The sequence below is a fragment of the Bradyrhizobium manausense genome, from assembly GCF_001440035.1.
GTDB classification, from domain to species: Bacteria; Pseudomonadota; Alphaproteobacteria; order Rhizobiales; family Xanthobacteraceae; genus Bradyrhizobium; species Bradyrhizobium manausense.
In genome coordinates this window covers 449,912-471,550 of the sequence record NZ_LJYG01000108.1, presented here as the reverse complement: position 1 = coordinate 471,550, position 21,639 = coordinate 449,912, and the positions used below count along the sequence as shown (strand labels likewise).

Here is a 21,639-nt window from a genome sequence, read left to right as displayed (position 1 = left end):
CGGTGGTCGCTATAGTCCGCGCGAATTTGACCGAGCCGGTCGCCGTCAAGGCCTGACCGGCTTCCCCCGTTTCCACGAGGATCGTCCGAATGCTGATTACCCCTGCGTATGCCCAGGCCGCGGGCGCTGGCGACACCAACAGCATGTTGATGTCGCTGCTGCCGTTCGCCCTGATCTTCGTGATCATGTACTTCCTGATTCTGCGTCCGCAGCAGAAGAAGGTGAAGGACCACGCCGAGCTCGTGAAGAACATCCGCCGCGGCGACACCGTCGTGACCTCGGGCGGCCTGGTCGGCAAGGTCACCAAGGTGGTCGACGACGACCAGATCGAGTTCGAAATTTCCGACGGTGTGCGCGTGCGCCAGATGCGCTCGATGATCTCGGGCGTGCGCGCCAAGGGCGAGCCGGCCAAGGACAGCGCGAAGGAAAGCGCCAAGGACGACGCCGGGGCGAAGTGAGCGCTTTCCTGCGGGCATCTCAATTCTCCTGATCTGACAGGTCCAGTCGATGTTGTATTTCACGCGGTGGAAGGCGCTCGGGATCATCCTGACAGCGCTGATCGTGTGCCTCTTTGCGGTCCCGAACTTCTTCCCCGAAGCGCGGGTCAAGACCTGGCCCGCCTGGGCGCAGCGGCGCCTGGTGCTGGGTCTCGACTTGCAGGGCGGCTCGTCCCTGCAGCTCGAGGTCGATTCCAACTATGTGAAGAAGGAAAAGCTCGACCAGATTCGCGACGACGTCCGTCGCGTTCTGCGCGAGGCCAAGATCGTTTACACCGGTCTCGTCACGAAGGGCGATGCCGTCGAGGTGCGCGTCAAGGACGCGGATGTCCAGACGACACTCGCCAAGTTGCGCGACCTTGCGCAGCCGATCGGCGGCCTCATGGGGTCGAGTGGCCAGCGCGACATTGAAGTCGCCGACGCCGGTGGCGGTTTGATCCGCCTCAGCATTCCGGAGCCGGCGATGATCGACCGTTTGCGCAAGACCATCGAGCAGTCGATCCAGATCGTCGAGAAGCGCGTCAACGAGCTCGGCACCGTCGAGCCCATCATCCAGCGTCAGGGTAACGACCGCATCCTGGTGCAGGTGCCGGGTTTGCAGGATCCCACCCATTTGAAGGAACTGCTGGGCAAGACCGCGAAGATGGAATTCCGCATGGTCGATCCGTCGGTGCCGCTGGACCAGGCCCAGCAGGGCGGGTTGCCGCCGGACACCGAGTTCCTGCCCGCCGCCACGCCGCCGCCGCCCGGCTACGTGGTCAAGAAGCAGGTGCTGGTTGCGGGCGGCGATTTGACCGACGCCCAGGCGACCTTTGACCAGCGCACCAATGAGCCGGTCGTCAGCTTCAAGTTCAATACCTCGGGCGCGCGCAAGTTCGCGCAGGCGACTCAGGAGAATGTCGGACTGCCTTTCGCGATCATCCTCGACAACAAGGTGATCTCTGCGCCGGTCATTCGCGAGCCGATCACCGGCGGGCAGGGCCAGATCTCCGGCAGCTTCACCGTGCAGTCGGCGAATGATCTCGCGATCCTCTTGCGCGCGGGCGCGCTACCGGCGCCGCTGACCGTCGTGGAAGAGCGCACGGTCGGTCCGGGCCTCGGCCAGGACTCGATCGAGAAGGGCGAGCTTGCGGCCTATGTCGGATCGATCATGGTCGTCGTGTTCATGCTGTTGACGTACCGGCTGTTCGGCGTGTTCGCCAACATCGCCGTCTGTATCAACGTCGCGATGATCTTCGGCCTGTTGTCGCTGCTGAGCGCCACGCTGACCCTGCCCGGCATTGCCGGCATCGTGCTCACCGTCGGCATCGCGGTCGACTCCAACGTGCTGATCTATGAGCGCATCCGCGAGGAGCTGCGCGGCGGGAGGAGCCCGATCTCGGCGATCGACGCAGGCTTCAAGCGGGCGCTCGCGACCATTCTCGATTCCAACATCACGACCTTCATTGCCGCAGCCGTGCTGTTCATGATCGGCACCGGACCGGTGCGCGGCTTCGCTGTAACGCTCGGCATCGGCATCATCACCACTGTGTTCACCGCCTTCACCATGACCCGCCTGATCGTGGCATGGTGGGTGCAGTGGAAGCGGCCGAAGACCGTGCCGATTTGATCATTCGAGGCCGGCTGTGACCACTACTCAACTCGTTCTCATCTCTCTCGGCGTCCTGATTGCCGTGCTTACCGTGGTCAGCGTGCTCGGCCTCCTGCCGTCGCTGCGCATCGTGCCAGACGATACGCATTTCGACTTCACCCAGTTCCGCCGCATCTCGTTCCCGATCTCGGCGACGCTCTCGATCATCGCCATTGTGCTGTTCTTCACCCATGGGCTGAACTTCGGCATCGACTTCAGGGGCGGCACCTTGATGGAAGTGCGGGCCAAGTCGGGCACCGCAGACCTTGCGCAGATGCGCACGACCCTTGGCAGCCTGGGCCTTGGCGAAGTCCAGCTGCAGCAATTCGGCGGCGCCGCCGACGTGCTGCTTCGCGTTGCCGAGCAGCCGGGCGGCGACAAGGCGCAGCAGGAAGCCGTGGACAAGGTTCGCGCCGCCCTCGGCGACTCCGTGGAATATCGCCGCGTCGAGGTGGTGGGTCCGCGCGTCTCCGGTGAGCTGCTGGGTTGGGGCATGGCCGGCCTGATGCTGGCGATCATTGCCATCCTGGTCTATCTCTGGTTCCGGTTCGAATGGCAGTTCGCGCTCGGCGCCATGATCGCCAACGTGCACGATATCGTGCTGACGATCGGCTTCATGTCGATCAGCCAGGTCGATTTCGACCTGACCAGCATCGCGGCGCTTCTGACCATTCTGGGCTATTCGCTCAACGACACCGTCGTCATCTATGACCGCATCCGTGAAATGCTGCGGCGTTACAAGAAGATGCCGATGCCGCAGCTGCTGAACGAGTCCATCAATTCGACGCTGTCGCGCTCGATCATCACCCACTTGACGGTAACGCTGGCATTGCTGGCGCTGCTGCTGTTCGGCGGTCACGCCATCCACAGCTTCACGGCCGTGATGATGTTCGGCGTGGTGCTGGTCGGCACCTACACCTCGATCTTCATCGCCGCGCCGATCCTGATCTATCTCGGCGTCGGCGAGCACCGCGAAGATGCGAGAGAAGAGGCTGCGCCGGCGAAGAAAAACAAGGCATGATCCGAACCGCATGCCCTCGCATGGGTTTGCGAGGGTAGTCAGCTCATTCGGACGAAGCTCATGGCCGGCGATCCCAACGCTCCCCATTTCCCGCGCTCGGCGCCGATCGAGGCCTATGGCAAGGGCGGCTTCGCCTTTGGCGGCATGTCGCACCGAGGCTCGCTGCTGTGCCTGCCCGATGCGATCTGGGCCTGGGACGTGACCGATCCCACCAAGATCGACCGCTATTCGCTGGATCGGGTTTTTGCGGCCGCCAACGGCATCGACACGCTGCTGGTTGGTACGGGAACCGGGCTCTGGCTGCCGCCGCCGGAGCTGCGCCAGGCGCTGAAGGCGGTGAGGGTTGTCCTGGACACCATGCAGACCGGCCCCGCCGTGCGCACCTACAACATCATGATCGGCGAACGGCGCCGCGTCGCGGCCGCGCTGATAGCGGTGCCATGAGCAGCGCCGCGACGCCGCCCGACACCGCGACCTACTGCGCCGACCTCGTGCGCGGCCACGACTTTCCCCGCTACGTCGCGGCGCTGTTCGCACCGGCCGCCGAGCGCCGCGCGCTGCTTGCCCTCTACGCCTTCAATGTCGAGATCGTCCGCGTTCGCGACCAAGTGAGCCAGCCTTTGCCCGGCGAGATCCGCTTCCAATGGTGGACCGATCTGTTCTCCGGCCTGGTCCACGGCAGCGCCGAGGGCAATCCGGTGGCGGCCGAGCTGCTCCGCGCCATCCGCGATTTCGACCTGCCGGTCGGGCCGCTGTCATTGCTGGTCGACGAGCATCAGTTCGATCTCTACAACGATCCGATGCCGACCATCACGGCGCTCGAAGGCTATCTGGCTGCGACCTCTTCGGCCCTTTTCACGCTTGCGGCGCGGATCATGGGCGACGCTTCGGACGCGGCCGAGCATGTGGCCCGGCACGCCGGACTGGCACAGGGCATCGCCCAGGTGATCGCGAACCTGCCCCGGGACGCCTCCCATCGGCAATTGTTCCTGCCGCAGCAACTCCTGACCAGCCATGCCTGCTCCACCGAGGATGTGTTCGCGGGCAGGCAGACGCCCAATCTCCAAGCCGCGCTGGACCAGCTTATCGGCGATGCGCGGCAGCATCTGGGGACAGTGTCGTCCCTGCTGGCGCAGCTGCCGCCCTCGACGCGGGCCGCCTTCCTGCCGCTGAGCCAGGCGCGGTCAGATCTCGATCGCCTGGCGCGGCCAGGGCGTAATCCCTTCGCTCCGCAGCCGGTCTCGCGGTTGCGCACGCTATGGACGCTGTGGCGGGCTTCACGATCCCGGGAATTTACCAAATAGCGGGTGGCTTATCGCCGCAGCCGGCCAAATGCACTATGCTGTCCCATGGCCGAATTGTCCCAATCCGCATCTCCCGATCTGAGCGGCTTTCCGGTTTCGCCGGCTGACATTCACGCCGCTGCCGAGATCATCCGCGGCGCCGTCGTCGAGACGCCCTGCAGCTACAGCCGAACGCTGAGCAATATCTGCGGCTGTGACCTCTGGCTCAAATTCGAGAACCTCCAGTTCACGTCGTCGTTCAAGGAGCGTGGTGCGCTGAACCGGCTCAACGCGCTGACGCCGGACGAGCGTGTGCGGGGGGTCATTGCCATGTCCGCGGGCAATCACGCGCAGGGCGTTGCCTATCACGCCAGGCGGCTCGGCATTCCCGCCACCATCGTGATGCCGGTGGGCACGCCGATGGTGAAGGTCGAAAACACCAGGCATCACGGCGCCGAGGTCGTCGTGACGGGCGCGACGCTGGAAGAGGCGGCTGCGTTTGCGCGCAGCCATGGCGAAGCCCGCGGCATGATCTTCGTTCACCCCTACGATGATCCGCTGGTGATTGCGGGGCAGGGCACGGTCGGGCTGGAAATACTCAAGGCGGTGCCGGAACTCGACACGCTGGTCGTGCCGATCGGCGGTGGCGGCCTGATCAGCGGCATCGCCATAGCGGCGAAATCGCTAAAGCCGTCGCTGCGGATTCTCGGCGTCGAGGCCTGGCTCTATCCCTCGATGTACAACGCCATCCATGGCGGCAATCTGCCGGCGCGCGGCGATACGCTCGCCGAAGGCATCGCGGTCAAATCGCCGGGCAAGATCACCACCGAGATCGTCCGCGGCCTCGTCGACGACATCGCGCTCGTCAACGAAGCCGAGCTCGAGCGCGCGGTCGCAACCTTGATCTCAATCGAGAAGACGGTCGTCGAGGGTGCGGGCGCTGCCGGCCTCGCGGCGATCATGTCGGATCCTACGCGCTTTGCCGGTGAGAAGGTTGGCCTGGTCCTGAGTGGCGGCAACATCGACACCAGGCTGATCGCTTCCGTGCTGACGCGCGAGCTTGCCCGCGAGGGGCGGCTGACGCAGCTTTCGCTCGACATTCCCGACAGACCCGGCCAGCTGGCCGCGGTCGCGGCGCTGCTGGCTGAGGCCGGTGCCAACATCATCGAGGTCTCGCATCAGCGGACCTTCTCGGACCTCCCCGCCAAGGCAACGCTGTTGCAGCTCGTCATCGAGACACGCGACAGCGCCCATCTCGACGAGGTCATGGCCAAGCTCGGCGCATCCGGATTGAGCGCCCGCTGCACCTGAAGCGGGTTTGACAATTACTCCGGCAGCCCGGCGGCCCGCAGGGCCTCACCAAGCGATGCCGCCGGGGCCGGTGCGCAATTGACGCCCTGGAATTGGCGGCCATAGCGGAAGGTCGGGTGCAATTCCAACACCCGGGCCGCGGCGGCTCTCGCTTCCTGCAATCGCCCGAGCTTTGCAAGCGCCGCCGCCAGTTGCACATGGGTAATGCTGTGACGCGGGTTAGCCTGAACCGCGCGGTAGGCCGCGCGACAGGCCTCTTCATACCGACCGCGATGGAAATGCCCCATCGCCTGTGCGTCAAAGGCTGCGAAGGCCCAGGAATCAAACGGGCTGAGCCGCATGCCGCGCTCGCTCCATTCGATCGCGCGGTCGGAATCACCACCCCAGCCGAGCATCACGCTACCGAGGATGTAAGTCAGCGCCGATGACGGGCTGATCGCGAGCGCGGCATCGAGTGCGGTGAATGCCGCCGCGCGATCGTGCCCGTCCATGCCGATTGAAAAGCCTGCCAGCGTAAGGGCAAGGGCGTCATCCTGCCCGTGGGCGATGGCCGATCGCGCATGCTTGATCGAGGCGGCGCGGCTTCCCTCCTGCAAACCAGCGCGGAGGAACAGGCAATGGTGGCACATCGCAGCGTTACCGTGCGCCAGCGCATAGGAGGGCTGGAGCGTGATTGCGCGCTCGAGCAGGACGAGCGCCTGCGTGACTTGCTCCGGCATGCCGGAATCGACATCCGGCTGAGCCCGCAGGACGAGATCATAGGCATCGAGACTGTCGGGCCGTTTGCGTTTGACCCGGTTGATTTCGGCGCGGCGAAGGCTCGGCGCGATGGCGCCGACGACGGACATGGCGATGTCGTCCTGAAGCGCGAAAATATCATCGGAGTGGCGGTCATAGCGTTCGGCCCACACATGCATGCCGGTCGACGCATCGATCAGCTGTCCAGTGATACGCACATTGCCCCCGGTTTTCCGGATGCTGCCTTCCAGCACGTAGCGCACGCCAAGCTCGCGACCGACCTGTTTCACATCGACCGCTCGGCCCTTGTATGTGAACGTGGAATTTCGCGCGATCACGAACAGCCAGTTGATGCGGGACAGGCCGGTGATGATGTCGTCGACCATTCCGTCGGCAAAATAGTCCTGCTCCGTATCGCCGCTCAGGTCCGCAAACGGCAATACCGCGATCGATGGCCTCTCAGGCAAGGTCAGCGATGGTGCGGTTGTTCGGTCCGAGGCCGACGACGTCACCGCCGGACCGATATAGCGATAGCCGCCCCGTGGCAGGGTCTCGATCCATTGCGATTCTCCGCAGCCGTCTGCCAGCGTGCGCCGGACCGCCGCCATCTGGACGGTCAGGTTGCTGTCTTCAATGGCCTGGCCGGGCCATGCCGCCTCGATCAAAGCGTCCTTCGATACCGGCATGCCGGCTCGCTGCACCAGCAAGGCCAAAAGCTGCACTGCGCGCTGGCCGAGCGGGGTTGGCTCGGCCCCGCGGAACAGTATCCCTGCTTCGGCGTCGAGGCGGAAGGGACCAAATTCATGTATCGCGGCCATCGCCAAAGAAGGGCACATTTCGCAGGTTTTTTGCAACGATTTCCGCGCTGCTTCGCTACTTCCCGGAACTGGCGGACCATGATGGCGCCGTTATCGCGCAATTGGCGCCCAGCCATGGAGGAGCACATGAACGCAAAGCCACTCGTCCGCCGGCCCGGCGAAACGACGGGAGTAATGCTGCGCGGTCAGCCGATGGCCTTTCTGGTGACGGGAGAGGACAGCCGCCACACCAGCATGTTCGATTGGACGATACCGGCCGGGTTCGCCACGGGCCGGCACGTTCATCGCGTGCAGGAAGAGACCTTCTACATGCTTGAAGGCGAGTGCGAATGGCACGTCGCCGACGAGGTCGTCCGGGCCACGCCGGGAACGTACCTGTTCATTCCTCCAGGCGTTCCCCACAACATTACCAATGTCAGCGACAAGCCCGCGCGCGTGCTCATGACCGTGTCTCCGCCGGGGCATGAGCATTACTTCGAGGAATTGGCCAAGCTCACCGCCAGCGGAACGCCGGACGCGAAGGCCATCAGCGAGTTGCGCGCTCGCTTCGACACCGACCAGTTGTCGGCACTGACGACGAGAGCCTAGGTCTGCGCCGCTGGTCTGGTGTCACACTAGCGTGGTGCTAGACCCGCCATGTGAGCGACCAACCGATCGATCTCGGCTTCCGTGTTGTAGTAATGCGGAGAAGCGCGCACGACGACCGGCAGCGCGCGGACTTCCGCGTCGATCCGGGTGCTCCACGGATCTGAGGCACCGATGGTGATACCGGCTGCGGCGGCGCTGCTGACGATCGCGTCCGCCTCGCAGCCCTCCATCGTGAAGCTGACGATGGCGCCCGGTGCGCGGCCGAGATCGCGAATGGTGATACCGTCGATGGCGGCGAGGCCGCTGCGAAGGCGGTCTGCCAGCAAGCGGCAGCGTCGCTCGATCGGGCCGATGCCGATCGCAAGGGCGTAGTCGACGGCCGCACCAAGCCCGAGCCGCGCTGCGTAATTGTTCTCCCAGGTCTCGAACCGGCGCGCATCGTCGCGGAGCTGATAGCGGTTTCGGGAGACCCAGGGCGCCGCAAAATGGTCGATCATCGGCGGCTCAAGCTGCTGCAGCAGCTCGCGGCGAACATAGAGAAAGCCTGTGCCGCGCGGGCCGCGCAGGAATTTGCGGCCTGTGGCTGACAGCATGTCGCAGCCGATCGCTGCGACGTCGACCTGCATCTGGCCCACCGCCTGACAGGCGTCGAGCAGATAGGGAATGCCATGTGTCCGCGCGATTCTGCCGATCGCTGCGGCCGGATTGATCAGCCCGCCATTGGTCGGAACCCAGGTGATGGCGATGAGTTTTACGCGGCCGTCGATCATGCGTTCGAGCGCGTGAACATCGAGCTCGCCATTGGCATCGCTCGGCACGATGTCGATGACCGCGCCGGTGCGTTTGGCGACCTGGAGAAAGGCGACATAGTTGGCGGCGTATTCGGCCTCGGCGGTCAGGATCCGGTCGCCGGCGCGAAATTGCAGCGCATAGAACGCCATCTGCCAGGCGACGGTCGCGTTCTCCATCAGCGCGATCTCGTCCCGTGCCGCGTTCAGCAAGCGTGCCACGGAACCGTAGACCGCATCGAGCCGGCCAGACTCGCGGTCGGCGGCGGCGTAACCTCCGATCTCGCTCTCGAGGTCGATATGCTGCTTCATCGCCGCGACGACGGTGGTGGGCATGAGAGCCGCGCCGGCGTTGTGCAGATAGGTGAGCCGGGAGGCGGCCGGAGTGTCGGCCCGGATTCGGTCGATGTCGATCAACGCGCTTCTCTCTCTCGCAGGTCCCGTGGGATGGATTAGACGCCCCTGGCAAGGCAAGCAAGACTGCGTGCCGGCGAACGGCCGGGCCGGCTTCCTCTCAGATGCAGAGGCCGAGCAGCTTGACGTGGCAGTTGGCGACTTTGGGCTTGCTGGTGGGGGTGACCTCGCGCTTCACGGCCACAAGCGGCTCGCTATCCTTCTTGCCTTTGCCCTTGCTCGGCTTCGGCTCGTAATCGCCGGCGATCACCATGGCCCAATAAGTGCGCTTGCCGCTGGCATTTTTTGCGCTCGCGATGCCGACGCGGGTGGCGTTGTGGAGCAGCAGGTTCTTGCGGTGGCCGGAGGAATCGATCCACTGTCCCAGCGTCTTCTCGAAGGTGTCGTAGCCATAGGCGATGTTCTCGGCGGCGCGTCCTGCGCCCGACGGCGCGACGCGCTTGTTGAACGGGCCGAGGGCGTCATGGCTGAGATCGTCCTTCGCCGCCATCGCGCGCGCCTGATCCATCGCAATGCGGTCGAGCGTTGCGTCGCGCACGACGCGGCCCTCTCCGTGCTTCGCCCGGAAGCCGGAGATCTGTTCGGCCGGGGATTCGGCTGCCGTCACCGGCGTGGCGGCCAGCAGCATCAGACCTGCAAGCAGCAGGGCAGCGCGGCGCCTTATCGTCCCCCAGCGAGTCATTGGTCCCCAAATCGGTGCAATCCCCGGCTTCTCCACCGGCATTGTGGACGCTTCAAGGCGCCCCGCCTCGCGCAGTCTAACCGGTCGGCAGGTCCGCCTCGAAGTTGAAGCGATCGCGCAGGTTCTTGCGCTGCTCCAGGATGTCCTTGAGGAAGGCGCGATCCTGGTCGTTCCTCATCATCGGCTCGATCAGGTCGAGCTGGTTCATCGCGACCAGTTGCAGGATCTCGGTGCGTGGCCTGCCACCGGCATCGCGCGGCAATGCATGCACGACCTGGATATGCTCAGGGGGCTTTGGGCCCCTGGCAGCCGTGAGCTCGTTGCGGAGCTGGCCCTCGAGCGCGGCCTGATCGGCTTCGACGAAGGCATAAAGCCCGACGCCGGAACGGCGGTCGGCAAAAGCGACGATGGCGGTGTCGCGCACGGCGGGGTTCTTGCGGATCAGCTCTGCGATGACAGGCGCATCGTTGACGAGCCGGCGGCCGCCACCCTCACGATCGGTGAAGTTGAACAGGCCGCGGGTGATGGCGCGATAGACCTTCTTGCCGGTTGCAAGCCAGAGGCTCGCGGCGAACGATTTCTTCGCCAGCACCTTCCGCTCGCGCGGCGTCAGCGCCTCCGGCGCATAGGAACGCTTATGCTTGAGCAGATGACGGAGGTCTTCGTAGGCGAGGATGCGGTAGAGCCGGCCGCGTCGCTTGAAGCACGCCGCAAGCTGGAAGTCGGTCACATAGGCGCGGCCATCGCGGCCGACCAGCCAGTTCTGTTCCTTGGCGAGATCATTGTGGCAGATGCCGGCACGGCGCAATCGGCGCAGCACGTCCTTCGCCGAGCGGAAATAGGCGAGATCGCCATGAGGCTTTGCCAGATGCAGCGCGACGCCGTCAACGAAGCCGCGCACCAGCGCACGACGTCCCGCCCACAGCAGCTCGGGTCCGACATGAAGGCCCTTTGCGAGCGCCAGCGCGTGCTTCTCGCGTGCGAACAGATGGCGTGCCAGCGGAAACGACCACCAGGGCACCTCATCGAGCCGGCGCAGCACGGCGTCGACCTCGCCACTGTCGCTGCGGAAACGGCCGCGCTCGACTGTCGAGAACACGTCGCGCTTGAGCAGCACGCCCTCGGTCCAGCGCGCCGACAGCACCGCGGCGTCGTCTTTCGGAAGACTCATCGAAAACTCACGCGGCTGCGGCAATGCGCAAATGATCGGCGATCCAGCGATCGAGATCGGCAAGCGCCAACGCGCTCATGGCCTGCTTCTTGGCCACGGTCTTCTCGTTGCCTCGCAGACGCGTGCCGTCGGGCTTCTTCGTGGGCGGGCTGGCGAGTGGCGGGAACAGGCCGAAATTGACGTTCATCGGTTGGAACGAGCGCGTGCCCGGCTCGATGGTCTCGATATGACCGCCAGTGATATGGCCGAGAAGCGACCCGAGCGCCGTGGTGGCCGGCGGGCTCGCAAGCTGCGCGCCGCGCGCGTCGGCTGCCGCATAGAGGCCGGCGATCAGGCCGACGCTGGCGGACTCCACATAACCTTCGCAGCCCGTCATCTGGCCGGCAAAGCGCAGTCGCGGCTGCGCGCGTAGGCGCAGCTGGCTGTCGAGCAGTTTTGGCGAGTTGAGGAAGGTGTTGCGATGCAGGCCGCCGAGGCGGGCGAACTCGGCTTTCTCCAGCCCGGGAATGGTGCGGAAGATGCGCTGCTGCTCGCCGTATTTCAGCTTCGTCTGGAATCCGACGATGTTGTAGAGCGTGCCGAGCTTGTTGTCCTGGCGCAGTTGCACGACCGCGTAGGGCTTCGTCGTGGGATCGTGCGGATTGGTGAGGCCGACCGGCTTCATCGGACCGTGGCGCAGTGTCTCGGGACCGCGCTCCGCCATCACCTCGATCGGCAGGCAACCGTCGAAATAGGGCGTATTGGTCTCCCACTCCTTGAACTCGGTCTTCTCGCCCGAGATCAGCGCGGCGACGAAGCCATCATATTGCTCCTTGGTCATGGGGCAGTTGATGTAGTCGGCGCCGTTGCCGCCGGGACCGACCTTGTCGTAGCGCGACTGGAACCAGGCCACCGACATGTCGATGGATTCGCGGTGCACGATCGGCGCGATGGCGTCGAAGAAGGCGAGCGCGTTCTCGTCAGTCAATTCGCGGATGGCATCGGCCAGCGGCGCGGAGGTGAGGGGGCCCGTCGCAACGATCACGTTGCTCCAGTCCGCCGGCGGCAGGCCTTTAATTTCGCCGCGGGCGATCTCGACAAGGGGATGCTCGTTCAGCGCCTTTGTTACGGCCGCGGAGAAGCCATCGCGGTCGACGGCCAGCGCGCCGCCGGCCGGCACTTGATTGGCATCGGCTGCGCGCATGATCAGCGAATCAAGGCGGCGCATCTCCGCATGGAGAAGGCCGACCGCGTTGTTGGCGGCATCGTCCGAGCGGAACGAATTGGAGCAGACGAGCTCGGCGAGCCCGTCGGTGCGGTGCGCCTCGGTCATGCGATCGGGCCGCATCTCATGCAGCACCACGGGCAGGCCAGCTTTCGCGACCTGCCAGGCGGCTTCGGAACCGGCGAGGCCGGCACCGATGACGTGCACGGGTTTGGATAGGGGTCCTGTCATGGGGCGGACAGGTAGCGCTTTTCGGCGGCCAGTGGAATCGCCGAGATCGAGTTTTCTGCCGCTGAAAACGACAACGCCCGCACGAGGCGGGCGTTATCGGTTCGTCCAGTGAAGGGCTGAACGATATCAGCCCTGATACTGACCGGCGGCAACGCGCGGGATGTCCGAGCGATCGAGGCCGATATCGGCCAGTTCGCGATCGCTGAGCTGGGACAGCTCGGCAACATTGCGCTGATAGTCCCGGAAAGCCTGGATCATGCGGATGAGCGAGAGCAGCATTGGTAGTCTCCTGTAGTTCGATTCAGCCCTTGCCCGGGCGTCATCGTTGAAATGAATATAGGTGAGAGTGATGCAATGCGAAAGTTCCTATGTTGCGATGCAGCTAGGCGTTTGGCGCATGGCCTAGGTAAGAGACGCTTAACCTCTGGGCGCTCCCGCCCAACGGTTAGGCGAAATCCCCAAGCGGAGCTGATAAACGCCCGTGAAATAACGGATTTAGCCGGCGGCTGGCAGTTCCGATACTTGCGAAATAAGTGACGTTCCCGTCCTCAGCAAGGTGTTGCTCCAGCTTGTAGGCCCAAGTCCGGCATGCATGATTCGCATGCACCCTGATTTATAAGTCTGAATATAAAATCATATTTTGAGTGCCGGGCGAACGGCGGTTGCAGGCGGAAGATCGCGGGCCGGGCCGCCCCACGGTCATGTTCGCCGTTCGAGGCGAGCGGTAATCGGGCGCCAAATTCGTGGCTGAACGCCAGCCTGATGGTGCAGCGCACACGCCGAGCGTGTAGAGCCTTATTACAGAGTTGTAATGAAAATCAGAAATTTCGCATGCGGCTCTGCGCCGCGCGCAACATCACGCAATTCTCGCGGGGAATTTATTGCGGCAAGTTGCCGCGTCGGCAGCAAAGTCATGTTGCGGATTCCGGCAATGTCGCCGGGTCTGTCCCAAGAAAAAGAGAAGGAAAGTAACATCATGACGAAGTTACTCGGGGTTATCGCAATTGCCGCCGTTGCATTCGCCGTCGCACCGGCTCAGGCCGCCAAGCACAGCATGGGTGGTTGCAGCGGGGCCAATCTGGAAAAGACTGAGACCGCGATCGAGGCCATGCCTGACGGCGATAGCAAGTTCGTCGCCGAGAAGGAGATCACGGCGGCCCAGGACGCGCTGCTCAACGGCAAGATGGGTGTGTGCGGCATGCACCTGAACAAGGCGATGCAAGCCACCATGGGCAAGTAGACGGGTAGGCAGGCGCAATCCAAGAGAGGGCCGGTCGCCTTACCGATCGGCCCTACGGGTTTTGATTTCGAGGTATCTTTTCGAGGTATCTTAAGGAGCGTGCGCGAGTTGGGTGGCAAAATAGGCCACCGTCTTGCAGTAGACTTCGCTCTTGTTCCACTGCTGCAGCACCGCGAAGTTCGGACTGCCCGGCTGCCAGTCCTTGCCCTTCTGCCATCCGTATCCGGCGAGATAGTTGGCCGTGGAGGCAAGCACGTCGGGAGCGTTGTGCAGGAGGTCACGCTTGCCGTTCCCGTCGAAATCGACCGCATATTTCAGCCAGGACGACGGCATGAACTGGGTTTGGCCAAGCTCGCCGGCCCAGGCGCCCTTCATTTCGGCAGGCGTGAGATCGCCACGCTGAACGATGCGCAGCGCATCCATCAGCTCGCCGCGAAACTGCTCGGCACGGCGACAATCATAGGCCAGTGTCGCCAGTGAGCGGATGGTCGAGAACTTGCCGGTGTTGACCCCGAAATCGGTCTCCAGGCCCCAGATCGCGACCAGGATCTCGCCTGGCACGCCATAGGCCTGCTCGATCCGCGACAGCACCGATCCGTATTGCTTCATCATGTTGGAGCCGCGCGTCATCCGCGGCGGCACCATGCGGCCGGAAAACTCCTCAAAGGTCTGGGTGAAGACCTTTTGCGACTTGTCGCGGTTGAGCACGCTCTGGTCCAGCGTGACACCGGCAAGTCCGGCGGTGATGGCCTGTTGCGAGATGCCCTTGGCCGCAGCCTCGGCTTTGAAATCCGCAAGCCAGGCGTCGAAATTGCCCGAGCCGCAGGCAACCGCGGCCAGCGCGGGTTCGACGGACAGGATTGAGGCTGAAAGGGCGAGGGCTGCAAGAGCGAGACGAGAAATCGTCAGGGTCATCAGAGGTAATTGATTCCGTGATGGGGCACGACCGACGGCGGCAATCTCTGATGTAACCGCGGCCAAAGCAAGGCCTGACAGCAGCGCTCCCGCCGGGGTGACCCGGGCAGGAGCGCTCAGATGAGATCGCCTGGCTTCAGTCCTATTCCCTGTTCCGCCACGGGAAGAGATTGGCGGGGAAATCGGCCGCAGGCTTGCGCGGGCGCTGTGGTGGGGGCGGCACTGGCCGGGCACCGGGCTCGGAGACGATGACCTTGCGATAGAGATGCCAGGTGGCGTGACCGAGCAGGGGAATGACGACCGCGAGCCCGAGGAACGCGGGGATCGTGCCGAGCGCGAGCAACACCGCCACGATGAGGCCCCAGGCCGCCATCGGCACCGGGTTCTTGGCGACGACGCGCAGCGAGGTGACCATTGCCTCCAGGGCGCCGGCATGGCGGTCGAGCATCAGCGGGAATGATACCGCGCTGATGCAGAGCGCTGCGAGCGCGAACAGGAAGCCCGTGCCGCAGCCCACCACGATCAGCCACCAGCCTTGAGAGGTTGTCAGCACCCGCCTCAGGAAGTCCGAAATTCCGGTGACGCCTTCATAGCCGAACGCTGCGACATAGATCGCCTGCGCGGTCGCGACCCAGGTCACAAACAGTGCGAGCAGCAAGGTGCCGAGGCCGAGCATGGCGCCGAAGGAGGGCGAGCGCAGGACTTCCATGGCATCCCAGGCGCTTGCTTCCTCATAGCGTTCGCGGCGGCTGGAGAGCTCGTAGAGGCCGAGTGCTGCGAACGGGCCGATCAGCGCGAAGCCCGCGGCGAGCGGAAACAACAGCGGTATCACGGAATAGCCCATCGCGACGCGCGCGATCACGAGGCCGAGCACCGGATAGATCACGCAGAGGATGATGGCGTGGCTTGGGACTGCCTTGAAGTCTTCCCAGCCGCGCTTGAGCGCATCGTGCAGGTCGGAGAGTTCTATGGTTCGGATCACCGGTCCAGCCGCGTCTGCGGTCTGGCCCATCCTGGGGACATTGCCCTGATAGAGTGTGGCCATGGTCGGCTTGCTCCCTTGCCATGCAGCCGAACTCGGCGCCGACTACGGCGCAAGCGGCCGCTTTTTTGGGTTTCGCGAGTCCAACCAGCAGCGAATTCCGGGTGGCATCGCGAGCTGAGCGGGAAGCGTACCCCTATTTCCGAGTCCTGTCCCTCACGCCTGGGTGAGATTCGTTGCCGCAGTGCAACCGCGCTGACGTTGTCGGGTCGTCATTTCGCCGCAGATAAGCTCATGCTGTTTGTGGCTCGCGGAACTTCGCGGGCGCACCAGCGTAACATCGTCTATAAGTGCCCACTCAGGGCCTTCCAACGGGATCTTTTTCGGGGAGCAGACATGAGCATTTTCGGGAAAATCATGGGCGCAATCTTCGGCAGCCATACGGCTTCCGCTGCGCCCGCAGGCGGCGCATCCGCGGGCAGCGCGCCTGCAGGAGCCGCGCCGAGCGGATCGGCGCCAGGGTCTGCACCCGCCGCCGCGCCGGCCCAAACGGTGGACGTCGCCGCGATCGTCGATGCGGCCGCCGCCGCGCATAAGGGCGAAAAGCTGGAGTGGCGCACCTCGATCGTCGACCTGATGAAGGCACTCGACGTCGATTCGAGCTTGGCTGCGCGCAAGGATCTCGCCAAGGAGCTCGGCTATAGCGGCGACATGAACGACTCCGCCAGCATGAACGTCTGGCTGCACAAGCAGGTGATGTCCAAGCTCGCCGCCAATGGCGGCAAGCTGCCGCCCGAAATCAAGCACTGACCGACGCGCATCGGTCGACGCCAAGCAACCAAAAAGGGCCCGCGACCTCGCGGGCTCTTTCTCGTTCAGGCCACCAGATCCGCATCCTCCGGATGCCGTTCAAGATAGTCGACGACGAAGCCGCAGCCCGCGATGACCTTCTTGCCGTCGCGGCGGATGATCTCGAGCGCGCCCCTGATCAACTCGGACGCAATGCCGCGGCCGCGCAGGGCACGCGGCGTCTCAGTGTGGGTGATGATGACTGCCGACGGCGTCAGCCGGTAATTGGCGAAGGCGAGTTCGCTGCCGACATCGAGCTCGAAGCGGCTCCTGACCTTGTTGTCGCGTACCGATGCCGCCATGCCTGATCCTTCCGAAGCGTGCTCATTCCCTGATCTAGGCACCTGAACCCACCCTTGCCAAGCCGCGACCAAGGGAGGTTGCCGCAGGGGAGATATCTGCAAAATGCGTGTCCTGCTCAGTCTGATGGCCTTGCTCGCCATGCTGGCCTTGACGGCGACGGTGCCGGCCGCTGCCGAGGGCGGCCCGGCCTGGGAAGCCTGTGTGGGGTTGAGCAGCACGCCGGACGAGCGGGTGAAGGCCTGCTCGACGGTGATCGACAGCAACGGCGAGACCGGCCGCAGGCTCGCCGGCGCCTATTGCAACCGCGGTCATGGTCTGACCGAGAAGCGCGAGCTCGATGCGGCGCTGTCCGACCTCGATGAAGCCGTGCGCCTGGATCCCACCTATGCCTGCGCCTATAACAATCGCGGCCGGGTCTACAGCTTCAAGCACAACTATGATCGTGCCATCGCCGAGTACGATGAGGCTATCAAGCTCGATCCGTCGATGGCGTCGGCCTACAGCAATCGTGGCGAGTCCCGCTACAACAAGGGCGATCTCGACGGAGCGATCGCCGATTTCGACGCTGCGATCAAGCGCAATCCCAACTATGCCACCGCCTACGCCAATCGGGGCTACGTCTACGCCCGCAAGCACGACACGGCTCATGCGCTGGCCGACTTCAGCATGCGGATCAAGCTCGCACCCGATCTGCTCGCCTATATCGACCGCGGCAACGTCTACCGAGACAGCGAGCAACTCGACCGCGCGGCCGCCGATTATGGCGAGGCGATCCGCGTTGCGCCGACCGATGCGCGCGGCTGGCGCAATCGCGGCATGATCCGGCTCTATCTCGGCGACAACAAGGGCGGTCTTGCCGACTACGACAAGGCGCTGCAGTATGATCCGGCCGATGTATTTTCCTGGAATAATCGTGGCCAGGCCAAGATGAGGCTTGGCGACGTCAAGGGAGCGATCGCCGACTTCCGCAAGGCGCTGGAATTGAAGCCCGGGTTGCAGACAGCGCAGGACTCGCTGAGGAAGCTTGGGGCGCTGTGACGCCCCGGTTCGGCGCTAGACCTTCACCAGGTCCTGATAGTCCGGATGCTTCTCGATCCACGCCTTCACGAACGGGCATTGCGGGACTAGCTTCAGCCCGGCAGCGCGGACCTGGTCGAGCGCCCCTTGCACCAGCCTCGAGCCGACGCCCTTGCCGCCGAGCTCCTTCGGCACGTCGGTATGTTCGAACGTGATGACGTTGCCGTCGAGCTTGTAATGCTCCGTCGCGAGATAGCCTTCGACCTCAAGCTCGTAGCGGTGACGGGCTTTGTTGTTGATCACGTCGCTCATCGCGTCTCCAATCAGCTCTTCAGCGAGTCCGTCAGCATCTTGCGGATCGGCCAGGGCTCGCCGTCGGAGGAACCCTTGATGTCGTCGATCTTCCAGCTGCCGGCCTCGCGCACGAAATAGGCGGAGTCGCAGTTGGGTTCAATCCGTCGCCTTGGCGAGCCGCGCATCTTCTTGCTGGGGTTTTGCGGGAAGACAGCCCTGGCAGATGACCAGCGAGCGATTGACCTTGGCGTCCTGGTCGGCGTCGGTTCCGTCGTGCGCGGGCTTGGCGGCGATGCGTGTTGCCCGCTCGGTGGCGCGTTGCTGATTGGGATTCTCGCCTGCGCCGTCCCAGGCATAGCGCGCGGGCTGGAATACGGGATCTGAGGCGAGGTGGGCTTGCGGGGCCACCGCGCATCCGGCAAGCGCCAACGACAGCAGGAGGAAGACGGGCGCTTTGACCATGGTGCGGCACTCTGTACGCGAGAACTGAGCGAGGTTGCGCTGATCATGTTTAAAATTCCCTGAACGATGGGGCCGCGCCTGCGACCAAGACGTATGCGATATCTGTTCGTCCTGCTCACGATGCTCATGGCCGCGGCGCGCGCCGATGATGCCAAGCCGTTCGACCCATCCGGCTATCCGCCTGCTGTGCAGAAGGCGCTGCGTTATGCCCATGAGGAATGCGAAAGTCAGGGCGGCGGCGCGGTGAGCTTCGCGCCCGATACTGTGCGCAAGATCGACCTGACCGGCGATGGCCGCGACGATTACATCGTCGATTTCCGCGATACCAAATGCGGCGAACGCGAGGGCATCTATTGCGGAACCGGCGGTTGCCTGCTGGATATCCTGGTGGCGCGACCCGACGGCAGCGTGCGCGCCGTGTTCGACGGCTATGTCCGCAGCTATAGCATTGTGGCGCCGCCGATGAAGCGAGGTGCGGCGCGCACCGTCCGCTTCGACCTGCACGGCAGCTATTGCGGCGGTTTCGGTTCGCAGGCCTGCGTCAAGGAAAGGGTGATCACGGCGACGCCGTTCGAGTTCAAAAAGCCGTAACGCAGGTGCGCGGCCGGCGGCCTTGCTACACCGCGGCGGATCGCGATAAATGAGCTGCAATGAGCGGACGGCCTCCGTGCCGTTCGCCGTCGAAGAGGAAGCCCGATGCAACCGCTCCGCATGTCTCGCCGCGTCATGAATCTCGCTTACATGCTGACGCAGAACGCGCGGCGGCATGGATCGCGGCCCGGGTTCGTCTGGGGAGACAAATCGTGGACCTGGCGCGAGATCGATGCGCGGGTCTCGGCTCTCGCTGCTGCGCTCGCCGCGCGTGGCATCGCCAAGGGCGATCGCATCCTCGTCCATTCCAAGAATGGCGAGGAGATGTTTGTCTCGATGTTCGCCGCGTTCCGGCTCGGCGCGGTCTGGGTGCCCACCAATTTCCGCCTGATGCCGGATGAGGTCGCCTATCTCGCGCAGGCCTCCGGCGCGAAGGCATTCCTGTGTCATGTCGATTTCCCCGGGCATGCCGCGGCGGTGAGGGGCGGCGCGTTGGAGTTCACCTGGAGCGTCGACGGCAAGGCCTCGTTCGGCGAGGGGTCCGTGGCTGAGGCCATCGCGTCGCAGGCCGGCACCGTGGTCGAGAACGTCGCGGTCGAGCATGACGATCCCTGCTGGTTCTTCTTCACTTCAGGTACCACCGGTCGCTCCAAGGCCGCGGTGCTAACCCACGGCCAGATGGGCTTTGTGGTCACCAATCATCTCGCTGATCTCACTCCCGGCGTGACGGAAGCCGATGCGTCGCTGGTGGTGGCGCCGCTGTCGCATGGCGCCGGCGTGCATCAGTTGGTGCAGACCGCGCGCGGCGTCTGCACGGTGCTGTTGCCGACCGAGAAATTCGACATCGACGAGGCGTTCCGCCTGATCGAAAAGCACCGCATCGCCAATCTGTTCACGGTGCCGACGATTTTGAAGATGATGGTCGAGCATCCCGCCGCCGACAAATACGATCATTCCTCGCTGCGCCACGTGATCTATGCCGGCGCACCGATGTATCGCGAGGACCAGAAGGCCGCGCTCAAAAAGCTCGGCAAGGTCATCGTGCAGTATTTCGGCCTCGGCGAGGTTACCGGCAACATCACGGTGCTGCCGGCGGCGTTGCACGATCCCGAGGACGGCCCGCATGCGAAGATCGGCACCTGCGGCTTCGAGCGCACCGGCATGCAGGTCTCGATCCAAGACGACGAGGGCCGCGAGCTCGGCGCGAACCAGAGTGGCGAGATCTGCGTGCTCGGGCCTGCGGTGCTCGCAGGCTATTACGACAATCCCGAAGCCAATGCGAAGGCGTTCCGCAACGGCTGGTTCCGTACCGGCGATCTCGGCCACATGGACGAGGAGGGCTTCGTCTATATCACCGGACGAGCGTCGGACATGTACATCTCCGGCGGCTCCAACATCTATCCGCGCGAGATCGAGGAAAAGATCCTGACGCATCCCGCGGTCGGCGAGGTCGCTGTCCTCGGTGTGCCCGATGCGACCTGGGGTGAGGTCGGTATCGCCGTCTGCGTTGCGCGCGAGGGTGCGAAGCCGGTCAGCGAGGCCGAGATGGCCGCGTTCCTGTCGCCGAAGCTGCCGCGCTACAAGATGCCGAAGCGCTTCTTTTTCTGGGAGGCGCTGCCGAAATCCGGCTATGGCAAGGTGCCGAAACGCATGGTGCGCAATGAGCTCGAGGCGCGCGGGCTGCTCGATCTCGACAAGACGAAGACGGGCTGAGCGCTGATCATGCGGAGCATCAAGCAGCCGGGTGTGCCCGTCACTGAACGTATCCAATGGGTGGAGGCGAGGGGACGCGCCTTCTCGTTCAGGCTTGAGGCGGGCCTGCCGCTGCTCGAAGCCGCGCGCCGCGGTTTTGCTGCCGAAGGATTTGCCGGCGGCGTGCTGAATTTCGGCTCCGGCGCACTCGGACCGTTCGGCTATGTCATGCCGGCGCTGTCGAAGACGGGCGAGAATGCTGCGTTCTACAGCGATACCTATCGGCCCGCGGGCGTGACACGGACCAAGCTCGGCAGCATGACGTTGGGATCGCGCGACGGGGCGCCGTTCTTTCACTGCCACGGGCTCTGGACCGAGGCGGACGGCAAGGCGAGCGGCGGCCACATGCTGCCGGATGAGACTGTCATCGCCGAGCCGTTCGAGGTGCAGGCCTTCGGCGTGGATGGCGCAATGTTCATCGTCGAGCCAGACCCCGAGACCAATTTCAAGCTGTTCGGGCCTGTCGCAGCCGCAAGCATAGGCGCGCGTACGAGCGGCCGCGCCTTTGCCCTGCGGCTGCGCCCTAACCAGGATTTTGCTTTCTGTCTCGAAGCCTTCTGCCGCGCACAGGGCATCGCGCGCGCCAAAATCCACGGCGGCGTCGGTTCGACCGTCGGCGCGCGCTTTACCCATGGCGGTGTGACCGAGCCGTTTGCCACGGAGCTCGCGATCACAGACGGGACGATCGCGCCTGGCGCGTCCGGCGCGCTGGAAGCCGCGCTCGACGTCGCCCTGATCGACTACACCGGCGGCATCGCCGAGGGGCGTCTGGTTCGTGGCGACAATCCCGTGCTGATGACCATGGAGCTGGTGCTCGAAGTGCTGGACTAGCCGCGGCAGCGTCATGCTGCCGGAGGC

General features: G+C 64.4%; 24 protein-coding genes. 13 read left to right on the top strand and 11 right to left on the bottom strand.

Going from position 1 to position 21,639, the window contains the following annotated elements; all coding sequences use genetic code 11:
* The first annotated feature begins 89 nt into the window (after positions 1-89).
* From yajC to AOQ71_RS32310, 6 genes are read left to right on the top strand one after another with little or no spacing between them, the layout of a single operon-like run.
* Positions 90-458 carry a preprotein translocase subunit YajC gene (yajC, locus tag AOQ71_RS32335; RefSeq protein WP_057755761.1) on the top strand — a complete coding sequence of 123 codons (369 nt, stop codon included), beginning with the start codon at positions 90-92 and terminating at the stop codon, positions 456-458.
* Between the two features lie 49 nt (positions 459-507).
* A complete protein-coding gene (gene secD, locus AOQ71_RS32330; protein WP_057755760.1) occupies positions 508-2,106 on the top strand; it encodes a protein translocase subunit SecD in 1,599 nt (532 codons plus the stop codon).
* Positions 2,107-2,122: 16 nt separating this feature from the next.
* Positions 2,123-3,148: a protein translocase subunit SecF gene (secF, locus tag AOQ71_RS32325; RefSeq protein ID WP_057755757.1), complete on the top strand. Its 1,026-nt coding sequence runs from the start codon at positions 2,123-2,125 to the stop codon at positions 3,146-3,148.
* Positions 3,149-3,208: 60 nt separating this feature from the next.
* Positions 3,209-3,592, top strand: coding sequence for an Mth938-like domain-containing protein (locus AOQ71_RS32320; protein WP_057755755.1), 384 nt, complete (start codon positions 3,209-3,211; stop codon positions 3,590-3,592).
* Positions 3,589-4,452, top strand: coding sequence for a phytoene/squalene synthase family protein (locus AOQ71_RS32315; RefSeq protein ID WP_057755752.1), 864 nt, complete (start codon positions 3,589-3,591; stop codon positions 4,450-4,452). Before AOQ71_RS32320 ends, AOQ71_RS32315 begins: the two co-directional genes overlap by 4 nt.
* 45 nt (positions 4,453-4,497) lie before the next feature.
* On the top strand, positions 4,498-5,742 hold the full coding sequence (locus tag AOQ71_RS32310; protein ID WP_057755750.1) for a threonine ammonia-lyase: 1,245 nt from the start codon (positions 4,498-4,500) through the stop codon (positions 5,740-5,742).
* 14 nt (positions 5,743-5,756) lie between these two features.
* Here the strand turns inward: AOQ71_RS32310 and AOQ71_RS32305 are convergent, their stop codons facing one another.
* The gene (locus tag AOQ71_RS32305) at positions 5,757-7,298 is read right to left on the bottom strand and encodes a winged helix-turn-helix domain-containing tetratricopeptide repeat protein (RefSeq protein ID WP_057755748.1); all 1,542 of its coding nucleotides are present in this window, start codon (positions 7,296-7,298) and stop codon (positions 5,757-5,759) included.
* 126 nt (positions 7,299-7,424) lie between these two features.
* Between AOQ71_RS32305 and AOQ71_RS32300 the strand changes: the two genes are divergently transcribed.
* Positions 7,425-7,886 carry a cupin domain-containing protein gene (locus AOQ71_RS32300; protein ID WP_057756710.1) on the top strand — a complete coding sequence of 154 codons (462 nt, stop codon included), beginning with the start codon at positions 7,425-7,427 and terminating at the stop codon, positions 7,884-7,886.
* A gap of 26 nt (positions 7,887-7,912) precedes the next feature.
* Here AOQ71_RS32300 and AOQ71_RS32295 read toward each other — a convergent pair whose 3' ends face one another.
* The 5 genes from AOQ71_RS32295 to AOQ71_RS44145 all read right to left on the bottom strand — a co-directional run bounded on the left by AOQ71_RS32295 (position 7,913) and on the right by AOQ71_RS44145 (position 12,655).
* Entirely contained in the window at positions 7,913-9,091 is a 1,179-nt protein-coding gene (locus AOQ71_RS32295; protein WP_057755747.1) for an aminotransferase class V-fold PLP-dependent enzyme, read from the bottom strand.
* 97 nt (positions 9,092-9,188) lie between these two features.
* Positions 9,189-9,770: a CAP domain-containing protein gene (locus AOQ71_RS32290; protein WP_057755746.1), complete on the bottom strand. Its 582-nt coding sequence runs from the start codon at positions 9,768-9,770 to the stop codon at positions 9,189-9,191.
* Between the two features lie 76 nt (positions 9,771-9,846).
* Entirely contained in the window at positions 9,847-10,941 is a 1,095-nt protein-coding gene (locus AOQ71_RS32285) for a serine/threonine protein kinase (protein ID WP_057756709.1), read from the bottom strand.
* Positions 10,942-10,948: 7 nt separating this feature from the next.
* Positions 10,949-12,376 carry a methylenetetrahydrofolate--tRNA-(uracil(54)-C(5))-methyltransferase (FADH(2)-oxidizing) TrmFO gene (gene trmFO, locus AOQ71_RS32280; RefSeq protein WP_057755744.1) on the bottom strand — a complete coding sequence of 476 codons (1,428 nt, stop codon included), beginning with the start codon at positions 12,374-12,376 and terminating at the stop codon, positions 10,949-10,951.
* A 126-nt stretch (positions 12,377-12,502) separates the two neighbouring features.
* Entirely contained in the window at positions 12,503-12,655 is a 153-nt protein-coding gene (locus AOQ71_RS44145) for a DUF1127 domain-containing protein (RefSeq protein WP_007590701.1), read from the bottom strand.
* Between the two features lie 634 nt (positions 12,656-13,289).
* Here AOQ71_RS44145 and AOQ71_RS32275 point away from each other — a divergent pair.
* Positions 13,290-13,616: a hypothetical protein gene (locus AOQ71_RS32275; RefSeq protein WP_057755743.1), complete on the top strand. Its 327-nt coding sequence runs from the start codon at positions 13,290-13,292 to the stop codon at positions 13,614-13,616.
* 90 nt (positions 13,617-13,706) lie between these two features.
* Here AOQ71_RS32275 and AOQ71_RS32270 read toward each other — a convergent pair whose 3' ends face one another.
* Positions 13,707-14,531 carry a lytic murein transglycosylase gene (locus tag AOQ71_RS32270; protein ID WP_057755736.1) on the bottom strand — a complete coding sequence of 275 codons (825 nt, stop codon included), beginning with the start codon at positions 14,529-14,531 and terminating at the stop codon, positions 13,707-13,709.
* Between the two features lie 142 nt (positions 14,532-14,673).
* The gene (locus AOQ71_RS32265; protein WP_057755721.1) at positions 14,674-15,576 is read right to left on the bottom strand and encodes a DUF2189 domain-containing protein; all 903 of its coding nucleotides are present in this window, start codon (positions 15,574-15,576) and stop codon (positions 14,674-14,676) included.
* A 333-nt stretch (positions 15,577-15,909) separates the two neighbouring features.
* Here AOQ71_RS32265 and AOQ71_RS32260 point away from each other — a divergent pair, with 333 nt between their 5' ends.
* The gene (locus AOQ71_RS32260) at positions 15,910-16,323 is read left to right on the top strand and encodes a DUF3597 domain-containing protein (protein ID WP_057755719.1); all 414 of its coding nucleotides are present in this window, start codon (positions 15,910-15,912) and stop codon (positions 16,321-16,323) included.
* Between the two features lie 65 nt (positions 16,324-16,388).
* Here AOQ71_RS32260 and AOQ71_RS32255 read toward each other — a convergent pair whose 3' ends face one another.
* Positions 16,389-16,664, bottom strand: coding sequence for a GNAT family N-acetyltransferase (locus AOQ71_RS32255; protein WP_057755717.1), 276 nt, complete (start codon positions 16,662-16,664; stop codon positions 16,389-16,391).
* 103 nt (positions 16,665-16,767) lie between these two features.
* On the opposite strand from AOQ71_RS32255, the gene AOQ71_RS32250 reads away from it, so the two are divergent.
* Positions 16,768-17,703, top strand: coding sequence for a tetratricopeptide repeat protein (locus tag AOQ71_RS32250; protein WP_057755715.1), 936 nt, complete (start codon positions 16,768-16,770; stop codon positions 17,701-17,703).
* Positions 17,704-17,718: 15 nt separating this feature from the next.
* On the opposite strand, the gene AOQ71_RS32245 is transcribed toward AOQ71_RS32250, so the two are convergent.
* Positions 17,719-17,994 (bottom strand): GNAT family N-acetyltransferase, encoded by a 276-nt coding sequence (locus AOQ71_RS32245; protein ID WP_057755714.1) that lies wholly within the window; start codon positions 17,992-17,994, stop codon positions 17,719-17,721.
* 138 nt (positions 17,995-18,132) lie between these two features.
* Positions 18,133-18,438, bottom strand: coding sequence for a hypothetical protein (locus AOQ71_RS32240; protein ID WP_057755713.1), 306 nt, complete (start codon positions 18,436-18,438; stop codon positions 18,133-18,135).
* A gap of 93 nt (positions 18,439-18,531) precedes the next feature.
* Between AOQ71_RS32240 and AOQ71_RS32235 the strand changes: the two genes are divergently transcribed.
* The 3 genes from AOQ71_RS32235 to AOQ71_RS32225 all read left to right on the top strand — a co-directional run bounded on the left by AOQ71_RS32235 (position 18,532) and on the right by AOQ71_RS32225 (position 21,612).
* Positions 18,532-19,029, top strand: coding sequence for a hypothetical protein (locus AOQ71_RS32235; protein ID WP_057755712.1), 498 nt, complete (start codon positions 18,532-18,534; stop codon positions 19,027-19,029).
* A 105-nt stretch (positions 19,030-19,134) separates the two neighbouring features.
* Entirely contained in the window at positions 19,135-20,742 is a 1,608-nt protein-coding gene (locus AOQ71_RS32230; RefSeq protein ID WP_057755711.1) for an acyl-CoA synthetase, read from the top strand.
* Between the two features lie 9 nt (positions 20,743-20,751).
* Entirely contained in the window at positions 20,752-21,612 is an 861-nt protein-coding gene (locus AOQ71_RS32225; protein ID WP_057755700.1) for a PCC domain-containing protein, read from the top strand.
* Positions 21,613-21,639: the final 27 nt, after the last annotated feature.